Origin of the sequence: Pseudomonas sp. BP6, assembly GCF_017875935.1 — a bacterium.
GTDB classification, from domain to species: domain Bacteria; phylum Pseudomonadota; class Gammaproteobacteria; order Pseudomonadales; family Pseudomonadaceae; genus Aquipseudomonas; species Aquipseudomonas putida_Y.
The window spans coordinates 1,560,644-1,574,080 of record NZ_JAGINI010000001.1; the positions used below are offsets into that span (position 1 = coordinate 1,560,644).

The window sequence follows — 13,437 nt, forward strand, 5'->3', positions numbered from 1 at the left end:
GGCTGTTCGCTGGGGCGGGACGATCAGCGGCGGCGGAACAGCGGCAGCGGTTCGTCGGTGGCGGCCTGGTAGGTCACCGAGAAGTCCTTCAGGCTTTGCAGCGCGTCTTCCGGGTCCTTGTCGGCACGGATGGCGAATGCGTCGAAGCCGCAGCGGGCCATGAAGAACAGCTGGTCGCGCAGCACATCGCCGATGGCGCGCAGTTCGCCTTTGAACTTGTAGCGGTCACGCAGCAGGCGCGCATTGGAGTAGCTGCGGCCGTCGGTGAATGCCGGGAAGTTCAGGGCGATGACCTGGAAGTGGTGCACGTCTTCGCCGATTTCCTCCGCTTCCTGGTCGCTGTCCAGCCATACACCCAAGCCACCATCGCGGGCCTTGAGCACATGGGCATGGTCGCGCCACATCTGCAGCGGGACGATGTAGTCGTCGCAGTTGGTCAGCTCGTCGAACGAGGTTTCCTTGGGCAGCAGGTGCCAGGTTTCGTCGACGATCTGGTTGTTCTTAATGATTCGCTGCATAGACGCGTTCCTTGAAGGGGTCGATGCCGATACGCTGGTAGGTGTCGATGAAACGCTCTTCCTCGGTACGTTGCTCGACGTACACGGCGATCAGCTTCTCGATCACATCGGCCATGTCATCCTGCGCGAAGGACGGGCCAAGGATCTTGCCCAGGCTTGCGCCGCGCGCGGCGTTGCCACCCAGCGACACCTGGTAGAACTCCTCACCCTTCTTGTCCACGCCGAGGATGCCGATGTGGCCCACGTGGTGGTGGCCGCAGGCGTTCATGCAGCCGGAGATGTTCAGGTCGATTTCGCCGATGTCGAACAGGTAGTCCAGGTCGTCGAAACGGCGCTGGATGGACTCGGCAATCGGGATCGACTTGGCGTTGGCCAGTGAGCAGTAGTCACCACCCGGGCAGCAGATGATGTCGGTCAGCAGGCCGATGTTCGGGGTGGCGAAGCCGCCCTCGCGCAGTTCCAGCCACAGCGCGTGCAGCTGGCGCTGCTCGACGTCGGCGAGGATGATGTTCTGCTCGTGCGAGGTGCGCAGGAAGCCGAAGCTGTAGCGTTCGGCCAGGTCGGCCACGGCGTCCAGCTGCTTGTCGGTCAAGTCACCCGGGGCAACACCGGTCGGCTTGAGTGACAGGGTCACAGCCACGTAACCCGGGCGTTTGTGGGCACGGGTGTTGCGCGAGCGCCAGCGGGCGAACCCTGGGTACTCGGCATCCAGTGCGGTGTAGTCGACGTTGTCGAGTGCGAGGTACTCGGGGTCGACGAAGTGGCGCGACACACGCTGCACTTCGGCCTCGGTCAGGGTGGTGCTGCCGCCCCGCAGGTGGACCATTTCGGCCTCGACCTTTTCGGCGAACACTTCCGGGGTAAGGGCCTTGACCAGGATCTTGATCCGCGCCTTGTACTTGTTGTCACGGCGACCGTAACGGTTGTACACGCGCAGGATGGCGTCGAGGTAGCTGATCAGGTCCTGCCACGGCAGGAACTCGTTGATGAACGAGCCCACCACCGGGGTACGGCCCAGGCCGCCACCGACCAGCACACGGAAGCCCAGTTCGCCGGCAGCGTTGCGCACCGGCTCCAGGCCGATGTCGTGCACTTCGATGGCCGCGCGGTCTTCCTGCGAGCCGTTGATGGCGATCTTGAACTTGCGTGGCAGGTAGGCGAATTCCGGGTGGAAGGTGGTCCACTGGCGGACGATTTCACACCATGGGCGCGGGTCGACGATTTCGTCTGCGGCCACACCGGCGAACTGGTCGGTGGTGGTGTTGCGCAGGCAGTTGCCGCTGGTCTGGATCGCGTGCATCTGCACGGTGGCCAGCTCGGCGAGAATGTCCGGGATGTCTTCCAGCGCCGGCCAGTTGTACTGCACGTTCTGGCGGGTGGAGATGTGGGCATAGCCCTTGTCGTAGTCGCGAGCGATCCTGGCCAGGGTGCGGACCTGGTTGGCGTTCAGCTGGCCGTACGGCACCGCGACACGCAGCATCGGCGCGAAACGTTGGATATAAAGGCCGTTCTGCAGGCGCAGAGGGCGGAATTCTTCTTCGCTCAGCTCACCGGCCAGGTAGCGGCGGGTCTGATCACGGAACTGCTTGACGCGGTCCTCGATGATCCGCTGATCGTACTCGTCGTATACGTACATAAAAGTCCTGTCTCAGGCATGCAGCTATTCGCGCGCACGGCCGCGCACTCCGGTACGGAGCCGGGGAACGATATCAGGTTGCAGTTATGCGCTAAAGTGATGTTTTTGCATATGAAAAGAACCAAATGGACTATGTGAGATTGACTGCCATTTGTGCGTTGAGCGTCGCCAGGCGTTTATAATCCGACGTTTGCTTCGCAGAGATGTGACCCCATGCTCAAGGCCCTGTGCCAAAGCTTGTGCCTTGTCTTGCCACTGGTGGCAAATGCGCAACCGGCTTCGGTGGTGTTCCTCAACCCGGGGCTGTCCACCGAGACGTTCTGGACCAGCTACACCCGCTTCATGCAGGCCGCCGCGGACGAGCTGGGCATGACCCTGCAGGTGCAATACAGCGAGCGCCGCGCCGACCTGACACTGACTCAGGCTCGGGCGATCCTGAGCGCGCCGCATCGGCCCGATTACCTGGTACTGGTCAACGAGCAGTACGTGGCACCGGAAATCCTGCGCCTGTCGCGTGGCACCGGGGTGAAGCTGCTGCTGGTCAACAATGGCCTGACCACCAGCCAGCGCCTAAGCATCGAGGCTCAGCCCGACAAGTATGCCGAGCCGCTGGGTACCTTGATGAGCAACGACGAGCAGGCGGGCTACCAGATGTTGCACTCGATGCTCGCACAACTGCCTCGCAACGCAGGGCCGGTGGATCTGCTTGCCTTTGCCGGGGTCAAGACCACCCCGGCCTCGCAGTTGCGCGTTGAGGGCATGCGCCGCGCCTTGGCCGATTTCCCTCAGGTGCGCTTGCGGCAGGTGGTATACGGCGGCTGGAATCGTCAGCGCGCCTATGAGCAAGCGACGCAGTTGCTGGAGCGTTACCCGGCCACCCGCCTGGTGTGGTCGGCCAATGACCAGATGGCTTTTGGTGCCATGCAGGCGTTCGAGGAGGCCGGGTACACGCCGGGGCGTGACGTGCTGTTCGGTGCCGTCAACAGCTCGCCCGAAGCCTTGCGCGCGCGTATCGATGGGCGCTTGAGCGTGCTGATGGGTGGACATTTCACCCTTGGCGGTTGGGCCATGGTGATGCTGCACGATGATGCCCACGGGCTGGCGTTGAACCGCGACGGCCTGCGCGAGCGCCGTGTTCCGGTATTGCAGGAAATCGATCAGGCCAAGGCCCGGCGTTGGCTGAAGCTACTGGAAAGGGACGACTACGGCGTCGATTTTCGGCGTTACAGTGCCGAAGGGCGACCGCCCGGTTACCGTTACCCGTTTCTGGCGTCACCGGTCGAATATTGAATGACCCTGCTTGAGGGAAGGGCATTGCTCGTCTTAACTGCTGGTGGTGAAGTGCATTCCCATAACCACTACAAGAGGCAATGCAATGGGAAACCTAACCAAGGTCCGCAAAGCTGACAGCAGTGTCGATGCCTGGGCGATCCTCTGTCTGATCGTTCTGGTGGTGGTCACTGCCGTGTATTGGGTCAGCCACCAGTGACTTGAAACTCAAGACCGTGATGTAGCAGGGGCGCCTGCGGGAGGGAATCTCGCAGGCGCTTTATTATTGCCTGTGCCCGCCTCTTCGCGGTGGAAACATCTGCCTTGAGAATGACGCAGGACCGTCGTAGGAGCGGGTTTACCCGCGAAAGGGCCGGCCCTGCTGGCCAATCTCCACCCGCCGTTCATCGTTGCTGCTGCCACCGTATTCGCGGGTAAACCCGCTCCTACACAGATTTGGTGGTGGACACACATCGGGGGTTGGACACAGGCCGCCGTAGGAGCAGGTTCACCCGCGAAAGGGCCGGGCCTGCTGGCCAATTACCACCCGCCGTTCACCGTTGCCGCCGTGACCGTATTCGCGGGTAAACCCGCTCCTACACAGATCGGTGGTGGACACACATCGGGGGTTGGACACAGGCCGCCGTAGGAGCGGGTTCACCCGCGAAAGGGCCGGGCCTGCTGGCCAATTACCACCCGCCGTTCACCGTTGCCGCCGCGACCGTATTCGCGGGTAAACCCGCTCCTACACAGATCGGTGGTGGACACACATCGGGGGTTGGACACAGGCCGCCGTAGGAGCGGGTTCACCCGCGAAAGGGCCGGCCCTGCTGGCCAATTACCACCCGCCGTTCACCGTTGCCGCCGTGACCGTATTCGCGGGTAAACCCGCTCCTACACAGATTGGTGGTGGACACACATCGGGGGTTGGACACAGGCCGCCGTAGGAGCGGGTTCACCCGCGAAAGGGCCGGGCCTGCTGGCCAATTACCACCCGCCGTTCACCGTTGCCGCCGCGACCGTATTCGCGGGTAAACCCGCTCCTACACAGATCGGTGGTGGACACACATCGGGGGTTGGACACAGGCCGCCGTAGGAGCGGGTTCACCCGCGAAAGGGCCGGGCCTGCTGGCCAATTACCACCCGCCGTTCATCGTTGCCGCCGTGACCGTATTCGCGGGTAAACCCGCTCCTACACAGATTGGTGGTGGACACACATCGGGGGTTGGACACAGGCCGCCGTAGGAGCGGGTTCACCCGCGAAAGGGCCGGGCCTGCTGGCCAATTACCACCCGCCGTTCACCGTTGCCGCCGCGACCGTATTCGCGGGTAAACCCGCTCCTACACAGATCGGTGGTGGACACACATCGGGGGTTGGACACAGGCCGCCGTAGGAGCGGGTTCACCCGCGAAAGGGCCGGGCCTGCTGGCCAATTACCACCCGCCGTTCATCGTTGCTGCTGCCACCGTATTCGCGGGTAAACCCGCTCCTACACAGATTGGTGGTGGACACACATCTGGGGTTGGACACAGGCCGTCGTAGGAGCGGGTTTACCCGCGAAGAGGCCAGCACAGGTTAGCGGGTCAGGTGCAGGGCCAACTGCACCAGCCCGATCAATACCGCAATGAACACCAGGGTGAACAGCGCCCCCAGCGCAATGAAGTGGCTGGCCTTGCCGTGGGTGAAGTCGCGTGCGCGGTTTTTGCCGCTTTGCACGCCGAAGGCGGCAGCGAGGATGCTGTGCAGCATCTGCCAGAAGGTCGGGGGTTTGCCCTGGCTGGAATCGTCCATGGTGGCTCCTGGGGAAATCAGAGGCAATCAGGGACAGTGTAGGCAATGGTTGCGAGGTTGCCTGTGCCGGCCTCTTCACGGGTATACCCGCGAAGAAGCCAGCGCAGTCGTTTAGCTGTCATACCCCAGGTTAGGCGCCAGCCAGCGCTCGCTCACGCTGATGTCCTGGCCTTTGCGCGCGCTGTAACGTTCGATCTGGTCCTTGTCGACCTTGCCGACGGCAAAATACTTCGCCTGCGGGTGGGCGAAGTACCAGCCGCTGACCGCCGCCGCCGGGAACATCGCGAAGTGCTCGGTGAGGTATACCCCGCTCGGCCCGGTTTCACCGATGGCAGTGCCATCGAGCAGGCGGAACAGGGTTTCCTTTTCGGTGTGGTCGGGGCAGGCCGGGTAGCCCGGAGCAGGGCGGATGCCGCTGTACTGTTCCTTGATCAGCGCCTCGTTGTCCAGGTGCTCGTCGCGGGCATAGCCCCAGTGCTCTTTACGCACCTGCTCGTGCAGCCATTCGGCACAGGCTTCGGCCAGGCGGTCGGCCAGGGCCTTGACCATGATCGAGCTGTAGTCGTCGCCCTTGTCCTGGTAAGCCTTGGCTACTTCCTCGGCACCGATGCCGGCGGTGGTGATGAAACCACCTACGTAGTCGGTAACGCCGCTGTCTTTCGGTGCGACGAAGTCGGCCAGCGACCAGTTGGGCTTGCCGTCCGGCTTGATGGTCTGCTGGCGCAGGTGGTGCAGGGTGGCCAGTGCCTGGCCGTCTTCGCCGTAGACTTCGATGTCGTCATCGTCCACCTGGTTGGCCGGCCAGAAGCCGAATACCGCGCGGGCGCTGATCAGCTTCTCGTCGATCAGTTTGTCGAGCATCTCGCGGGCATCCTTGTACAGCGCCGTAGCGGCCTCGCCAACCACCTCGTCGGTGAGGATGCGCGGGAACTTGCCGGCCAGGTCCCAGGAGATGAAGAACGGCGTCCAGTCGATGTACTCGGCCAGGGTGCGCAAATCGATGTCCTCCAGCACCTTGACGCCGGTGAAGGAGGGCGCCGTTGGCTGGTAGCCGGCCCAGTCGTACTGCGGCTTGGCGGCGATCGCCTGGGCGTAGCTGAGGCGCTCGGTACGGGCGCTGCGGTTGGCGGTGCGCTCGCGCACGTCCACATATTCCAGGCGGGTCTTCTCGACAAAGCCCGGCTTCAGTTCTTTGGACAGCAATTGGGTGGCCACGCCGACCGCGCGCGAAGCGTCGGTGACGTAGATGACCGCGTCGTTGCTGTACTTGGGCTCGATCTTGACCGCCGTGTGCGCCTTGGAGGTGGTGGCGCCGCCGATCATCAGCGGCAGTTCGAAGCCCTGGCGCTGCATTTCGCGGGCAACGTGGACCATTTCGTCCAGCGACGGGGTAATCAGGCCGGACAGGCCGATGATGTCGCACTTCTGCTCGCGGGCCGTCTGCAGGATCTTCTCCGCCGGCACCATCACGCCAAGGTCGACGATGTCGTATCCGTTACAGCCCAGCACCACGCCGACAATGTTCTTGCCGATGTCGTGCACGTCGCCTTTTACCGTGGCCATCAGGATCTTGCCCTTGGCTTCCGGTTTGTCGCCTTTCTCGGCTTCGATGAACGGGATCAGGTGAGCAACGGCCTGTTTCATCACCCGGGCTGACTTGACCACCTGCGGCAGGAACATCTTGCCCGCACCGAACAGGTCGCCGACCACGTTCATGCCGTTCATCAGCGGGCCTTCGATCACTTCGATGGGGCGCGCGCACTGCTGGCGGCATGCTTCGGTGTCTTCGACGATGAACGCGGTAATGCCTTTTACCAGCGCGTGCTCCAGGCGTTTCTCCACCGGCAGCGAGCGCCACTCTTCGTTTTCCACTTCCTTGGTTGCGCCGCCGCCCTTGTAGTCGTCGGCGATGGCCAGCAGTGCATCGGTGCCATGCGGGGTGCGGTTGAGCACCACATCCTCGACCTTTTCACGCAGTTGGGCCGGGATCTCGTCGTAGATCTCCAGCTGACCGGCGTTGACGATACCCATGGTCAGGCCGTTCTGGATCGCGTGATACAGGAACACCGAGTGGATCGCCTCACGCACCGGGTTGTTGCCGCGGAACGAGAACGACACGTTGGACACACCGCCCGAGCTCAGGGCGTGGGGCAGGTGGTCGCGGATATAGGCACAGGCCTCGATGAAGTCGACGGCGTAGTTGTTGTGTTCGTCGATACCGGTGGCGACGGCGAAGATGTTCGGGTCGAAGATGATGTCTTCTGGCGGGAAGCCCACTTCGTTGACCAGGATGTCATAGCTGCGCTGGCAGATTTCCTTCTTGCGCGCGGCAGTGTCGGCCTGGCCGACTTCGTCGAAGGCCATGACCACCACGGCAGCACCATAGCGCTTGCACAGGCGGGCGTGGTGCTTGAACTGCTCGACGCCTTCCTTCATGGAAATGGAGTTGACGATGCCCTTGCCCTGGATGCACTTGAGACCGGCTTCGATCACTTCCCACTTGGACGAGTCGATCATGATCGGTACACGCGAGATGTCCGGTTCACCCGCGATCAGGTTGAGGAACCGGACCATGGCCGCCTGGGAGTCGAGCATCCCTTCGTCCATGTTGATGTCGATTACCTGGGCGCCGGCCTCGACCTGTTGCAGGGCGACTTCCAGGGCTTCGGTATAGTTCTCTTCGCGGATCAGCCGGGCGAACTTGGCGGAACCGGTGATATTGGTGCGCTCACCGACGTTGACGAACAGCGACTGGCGGTCGATGGTGAACGGCTCCAGGCCCGACAGGCGGCAGGCCTTGGCGATTTCCGGAATCTCGCGCGGCTTGTACTTGGCCACGGCTTCGGCAATGGCCTGGATATGCCCCGGCGTGGTACCGCAGCAGCCGCCAATGATGTTGAGGAAGCCGCTGGCAGCGAATTCCTCGACCACCGCAGCCATCTCGGCCGGGGTTTCGTCATACTCGCCAAAGGCGTTCGGCAGGCCGGCATTGGGGTGGGCGGACACATGGGTATCGGCCTTGGTCGCCAGCTCTTCCAGGTACGGGCGCAGGTCCTTGGCGCCCAGGGCGCAGTTCAGGCCCACGGAAATCGGCTTGGCGTGACGCACCGAGTTCCAGAACGCTTCGGTGGTCTGGCCCGACAGGGTCCGGCCGGAGGCGTCGGTGATGGTGCCGGAGATCATGATCGGCAGTTCGACGTTGTCGTCCTCGAACACTTGCTGCACGGCGAAGATTGCCGCCTTGGCGTTGAGGGTGTCGAAGATGGTCTCGATCAGGATCAGGTCGGCGCCGCCTTCGATCAGGCCGCGGGTGGCCTCGATGTAGTTTTCTACCAACTCGTCAAAGGTGACGTTGCGGAACCCTGGGTCATTGACGTCCGGGGAAATCGAGCAGGTCCGGCTGGTGGGGCCGAGCACGCCGGCGACGAAGCGCGGCTTGTCCGGCGTCTCCAGGGTCTTGGCATCGGCAACCTGGCGAGCGATGCGCGCGCCTTCGACGTTCAGCTCGTAAACCAGTGACTCCATGCCGTAGTCGGCCTGGGAAATCTGCGTGGCGTTGAAGGTGTTGGTTTCGAGAATATCGGCACCGGCATCCAGGTAGGCCTTCTCGATGGCGGCGATCACGTCCGGGCGGCTGAGCAGCAAAAGGTCGTTGTTTCCCTTCACATCGCTTGGCCAATCGGCAAAACGCGTGCCACGATAGTCGTGTTCCTCTAGACGGTAGCTTTGGATCATAGTACCCATGCCGCCGTCGAGGATCAGGATGCGCTCTTTGAGTGCGTTCTGGAGTGCTTGGAGACGAGCGCTGCGGTCGGACATAGGAACTACCTGGTCGGGCAAATATCAGAAGGTGCCGAATCATAACAAAGCTGCGCGGTTTTTAGGCATGTCGCCCATTTGCATGAAAACTGCTCATGTTGGACGGGCGCTGACAGCGCAAAGCACCCAGGATGACCAGGCAACAAATCGTGATGGCTTTCAAGAACCAGGACTTTCCGCACATGGTGCATCGTATCCTTGCCGGCGCCTTTGCCCTGCTCATCAGCGGCGCGGCATTCGGGCAGGCCCCCCAGTCGAGCCCGGCTATCTCCTACACCCGGGACATTCAACCGATCTTTACCGAGAAGTGCGTGGCCTGCCACGCCTGCAACGACGCCGCCTGCCAGCTGAAGCTGGAAAGCCCTGAAGGCGCTGTACGCGGGGCCAGCAAGGTCCCGGTGTACCAGGGCGAGCGGAGCAAGGCGGTGCCCACCACGCGGCTTTTCTACGACGCACACAGCGAAGAGCAATGGCGCAAGAAAGGCTTCTACTCGGTGCTCGACAACCAGGGCGGTCAGGCCGCGCTGATGGCGCGCATGCTGGAGTTGGGCCACAAGACCCCGCTTACGCCCAACGCCAAGCTGCCCGAAGAGATCGTCCTGGGCCTGAGCCGCAACAATATGTGCCCGTTGCCCTATGAGTTCGACGCCTATGCCGGTGCACATCCCAAGGAGGGCATGCCGCTGGCGGTGACCGGGCTGACCGACGACGAGTACACCACCATGCGCCGCTGGCTGGCGGCCGGTGCGCCGGTGGAGTACCAGCCGATCCAGCCGAGCGCGGCCGAAGCCAGGCAAATCGCAGAGTGGGAAGAACTGTTCAACCGCCCGGGTTCCACCGAGGCGCTGGTGGGTCGCTGGCTGTACGAGCACCTGTTCCTGGCGCACATCTACTTCGTTGGCGGCGAGCAGGGCCACTTCTTCCAGTGGGTGCGCTCGCGCACGCCAAGTGGCAAGCCGGTCGATATCATTGCCACCCGCCGCCCCAACGACCCACCGGGCACGGACTTCTACTACCGGTTGATCCCGGTGCAGGGTGTGATCGTGCACAAGACGCACATCACCTACCCGATGGGGCCGCAGAAACTCAAGCGCGTGAAGCAGCTGTTCTACGCCGGCGATTGGCATGCCACCGCGCTTCCGGGTTACGGCCCGCGCCACCGGTCCAACCCGTTTGAAACCTTCGAAGCGATCCCGGCAGTGGCGCGTTACCAGTTCATGCTGGATAACGCCGAGTACTTCGTGCGCACCTTCATCCGTGGCCCGGTGTGCCGCGGGCAGATTGCCACTGACGTGATCCGCGACAACTTCTGGGCGCTGTTCCAGGAGCCGGCCTTCGATCGCTACATCACCGATGCCGAGTACCGGGGCGAGGCCACGCCGTTGCTGGCCATGCCTGGCCAGATCGATGACGTGGGCAGTGTACTGAGCCTGTGGCACGCCTATCGGGACAAGCGCAACGACTACGAGAAACTGCGCCGTGAAGCCTATGCCGAAATGCCGGCACCGAGATGGTCGACGCTGTGGGCCGGTAACGACAATGCGCTGCTGAGCATCTTCCGCCACTTCGACAGCGCATCGGTGACCAAGGGCCTGGTGGGTGATGTGCCGCTGACCGTGTGGCTGTTCGACTACCCGTTGTTCGAGCGCACGTATTACCAGTTGGCGGTCAACTTCGATGTGTATGGCAACGTTTCGCACCAGTTGCAGACGCGCCTGTACTTCGACCTGATCCGCAATGGTGCCGAGGTCAACTTCCTGCGCCTGATGCCGGCCGACCAGCGCAAGGCGATCCTTGGTGACTGGTACCAGAACAGTGGCAAGGTGAAAATGTGGATGGATTATGAAGACATCGACACCGACACCCCGAGTGGCATCAAGCTCGACCCGCGCAACCCCAAACGCGACTTTGGCCTGAAGCTGCTGCAGCGCACCGGCAGCCTGAATGCCGCGCCGGACCCGATCAATCGCTGCCAGGGCGCGTTCTGCTCACGGCCGCAGATCAGCGAAGAGTTCCGCAATGCCGAGCAGTCGCTCAGCCGGCTGGTGTCGCGCCCGGCGGCCGGGCTGAAGGTGATCAACCAGTTGCCCGAGGCGACCATGCTGCGTATCGAAGGGCAGGACGGCCAGCGTCAGGTGTACAGCCTGCTGCGCAACCGCGCGCACAGCAACGTGGCGTTCCTGCTGGGTGAGGCTTACCGCTACCAGCCGGGGCTGGATACCCTGACCCTGTACCCGGGGGTGCTCACCAGCTACCCGAACTTCATCTTCAACATCCCGACCACGGATGTGCCGGAGTTCGTCGAGGACATGGAGTATGCAAAAGATGACGCGGCGAAGTTCGAGCGCATTGTCATGCGCTGGGGTGTGCGCCGCAGTCACCCGGCGTTCTGGCACTACTTCCACGACCTGAACAGCTATATCAAGGAGACCGAACCGGTCGAGGCGGGCGTGCTGGACATGAACCGCTACGAGAACCTCTGATCGGGTTGGCTGACTTTTCCGAGTACCTTGCGGTCGGAACGGGTGGGTGGTCTTGATCGATTGCAAAGGGGGCTGCTTTGCAGCCCTTCGCGGGTGAACCCGCTCCTACAACAGGTACGGCGCTGCTCTCAAGGCTGGCGCTGGCCTCTGCACTCGATACGGGCCTCAATGCACCGCCTAGCGCAGGGTATTCCATGCTGTATTCGCTTCAGGCACTGCGGGCGTTCGCCGCCTGGGTGGTGGTCTGCCACCATTTCATGCAGATCTTCTTCGACTTCCACGCCACCGGCCCCATCGGCCAACTGCTTGCAGACCGCGGCGCCGTAGGTGTCGACATCTTCTTCGTCATCAGCGGGCTGGTCATCTACCTGTCGACCCGCGACAAAGCCATCGAACCGCGCCAGTTCCTGCTCAATCGGGCGCTGCGCATCGTCCCGGCCTACTGGTTCTACACCGCCCTGATGGCCATGTTGCTGCTGGCATTCAGCCAATGGATGCCACATCAGGCGTTTGCCTGGCCGCACCTGTTCCTGTCGCTGCTGTTCATTCCGGCGGAAAACCCCGGTGGTTATGGCCTGTACCCAACCCTGAACGTGGGCTGGACGCTGAACTTCGAGATGTTCTTCTACCTGCTGTTCGGCCTGGCCTTCCTGGTACGCCAACGGCATCACCTGCTGTTGGTGACTGCCGCACTGTTGCTGGTCAGTGAGGGGCTGGGGCGCATGGGCGTGGTCAGCCGCTTCTACAACAACGACATCATCTACGAGTTTCTGCTGGGCATCGGTGTGGGCGTACTGTATCGCCGCGGACTGATCCGGCAGGGCAGGGTGTTGCCGCTGGCGTTGTTGGGGATGGCGGGCCTGGCGATCTACTATCTGGACGCGTCCCAGCGCTTGCTGTACTGGGGGGTGCCGAGCGCGATGATCGTCCTGGCCTTCGTGGCCATGGAGCCGCTGTTCCAGGGCAATCGGCTGCTCAAGGCCCTTGGCGACTGTTCGTACTCGGTGTACCTGATTCATGTGCTGGTGCTGTATGCCGGTTGGTTCGCCACCCAGCGGCTGCAGCTGAACCCGTTCCTGACATTTGCCCTGTGCGTGCCGTCCATTGGACTAATGTCGTGGTTCAGCTACCAGTGGCTGGAGCGTGGCCTGTACCGGCGAATGCAGGCCTGGCTGACGGCGCAACGGGGGCCGGCCCCGGAATATGCGCTTTCCCGAGTCAATTGCTAGGACTTTGTTCAAAGGCCGGGTTGGCGTACACTTGGCCGCAAGTCTGTGAGGAACCTACATGAGCGCTATAACCATTACCGACGCCGCCCATGACTACCTGGCCGATCTGCTCTCCAAGCAGAATACGCCCGGCATCGGCATTCGCATTTTCATCACCCAGCCGGGCACCCAGTACGCCGAAACGTGCATCGCCTACTGCAAGCCGGGCGAAGAGAAGCCTGACGACACCGCCGTGGGTCTGAAAAGCTTCACCGCGTACCTGGATGCAGTCAGCGTGCCGTTCCTGGAAGACGCGCTGGTCGACTACGCCACCGACCGCATGGGCGGCCAGCTGACCATCAAGGCGCCAAACGCCAAGGTGCCGATGGTCAACGAAGACAGCCCGATCAACGAGCGTATCAACTACTACCTGCAGACCGAGATCAACCCCGGCCTGGCCAGCCATGGTGGCCAGGTGAGCCTGGTGGACGTGGTCGATGACGGCATTGCCGTGCTGCAGTTCGGTGGGGGCTGCCAGGGTTGCGGTCAGGCCGATGTCACCCTGAAGGAAGGTATCGAGCGCACCCTGCTCGAGCGTATTCCGGAGCTGAAGGGCGTGCGCGACGTGACTGACCACAGCCAGAAAGAAAACGCCTACTACTGAGTTGAAGGCGGCTCCCTTAGCAACAAAGTGTTACGGTTTCAACCCCTG

The 13,437-nt window shown here is 62.6% G+C and carries 8 protein-coding genes; 4 read left to right on the forward strand and 4 right to left on the reverse strand.

What is annotated here, in order from left to right; all coding sequences use genetic code 11:
- Positions 1-23 precede the first annotated feature (23 nt).
- On the reverse strand, positions 24-518 hold the full coding sequence (locus J3A98_RS07005) for a DUF934 domain-containing protein (protein WP_003250391.1): 495 nt from the start codon (positions 516-518) through the stop codon (positions 24-26).
- On the reverse strand, positions 502-2,154 hold the full coding sequence (locus J3A98_RS07010) for a nitrite/sulfite reductase (protein ID WP_176683904.1): 1,653 nt from the start codon (positions 2,152-2,154) through the stop codon (positions 502-504). The genes J3A98_RS07005 and J3A98_RS07010 overlap by 17 nt, the downstream gene beginning before the upstream one ends.
- Positions 2,155-2,367: 213 nt before the next feature.
- Here J3A98_RS07010 and J3A98_RS07015 point away from each other — a divergent pair, with 213 nt between their 5' ends.
- Positions 2,368-3,444 carry an ABC transporter substrate-binding protein gene (locus J3A98_RS07015; RefSeq protein ID WP_209964933.1) on the forward strand — a complete coding sequence of 359 codons (1,077 nt, stop codon included), beginning with the start codon at positions 2,368-2,370 and terminating at the stop codon, positions 3,442-3,444.
- A 1,555-nt stretch (positions 3,445-4,999) separates the two neighbouring features.
- Here the strand turns inward: J3A98_RS07015 and J3A98_RS07020 are convergent.
- Positions 5,000-5,215, reverse strand: coding sequence for a DUF2970 domain-containing protein (locus tag J3A98_RS07020; RefSeq protein WP_004573790.1), 216 nt, complete (start codon positions 5,213-5,215; stop codon positions 5,000-5,002).
- A gap of 111 nt (positions 5,216-5,326) precedes the next feature.
- Entirely contained in the window at positions 5,327-9,034 is a 3,708-nt protein-coding gene (gene metH, locus J3A98_RS07025; RefSeq protein ID WP_209964935.1) for a methionine synthase, read from the reverse strand.
- Between the two features lie 182 nt (positions 9,035-9,216).
- Here metH and J3A98_RS07030 point away from each other — a divergent pair, with 182 nt between their 5' ends.
- The 3 genes from J3A98_RS07030 (at position 9,217) to nfuA (ending at position 13,389) form a co-directional block, all read left to right on the forward strand.
- Entirely contained in the window at positions 9,217-11,517 is a 2,301-nt protein-coding gene (locus J3A98_RS07030) for a fatty acid cis/trans isomerase (RefSeq protein ID WP_209969760.1), read from the forward strand.
- A 194-nt stretch (positions 11,518-11,711) separates the two neighbouring features.
- Positions 11,712-12,746, forward strand: coding sequence for an acyltransferase (locus tag J3A98_RS07035; protein WP_209964938.1), 1,035 nt, complete (start codon positions 11,712-11,714; stop codon positions 12,744-12,746).
- 58 nt (positions 12,747-12,804) lie between these two features.
- The gene (nfuA, locus tag J3A98_RS07040) at positions 12,805-13,389 is read left to right on the forward strand and encodes a Fe-S biogenesis protein NfuA (RefSeq protein ID WP_003250416.1); all 585 of its coding nucleotides are present in this window, start codon (positions 12,805-12,807) and stop codon (positions 13,387-13,389) included.
- Positions 13,390-13,437 lie beyond the last annotated feature (48 nt).

What these genes read in the sequence shown, in the direction of transcription:
- J3A98_RS07035 (WP_209964938.1), top strand. Translation starts at nt 11,712, where the DNA reads ATGCTGTATTCGCTTCAGGCACTGCGGGCGTTCGCCGCCTGGGTGGTG.
- J3A98_RS07015 (WP_209964933.1), top strand. Translation starts at nt 2,368, where the DNA reads ATGCTCAAGGCCCTGTGCCAAAGCTTGTGCCTTGTCTTGCCACTGGTG.
- metH (WP_209964935.1), bottom strand. Translation starts at nt 9,034, where the DNA reads ATGTCCGACCGCAGCGCTCGTCTCCAAGCACTCCAGAACGCACTCAAA.
- J3A98_RS07005 (WP_003250391.1), bottom strand. Translation starts at nt 518, where the DNA reads ATGCAGCGAATCATTAAGAACAACCAGATCGTCGACGAAACCTGGCAC.
- J3A98_RS07010 (WP_176683904.1), bottom strand. Translation starts at nt 2,154, where the DNA reads ATGTACGTATACGACGAGTACGATCAGCGGATCATCGAGGACCGCGTC.
- J3A98_RS07020 (WP_004573790.1), bottom strand. Translation starts at nt 5,215, where the DNA reads ATGGACGATTCCAGCCAGGGCAAACCCCCGACCTTCTGGCAGATGCTG.
- nfuA (WP_003250416.1), top strand. Translation starts at nt 12,805, where the DNA reads ATGAGCGCTATAACCATTACCGACGCCGCCCATGACTACCTGGCCGAT.
- J3A98_RS07030 (WP_209969760.1), top strand. Translation starts at nt 9,217, where the DNA reads ATGGTGCATCGTATCCTTGCCGGCGCCTTTGCCCTGCTCATCAGCGGC.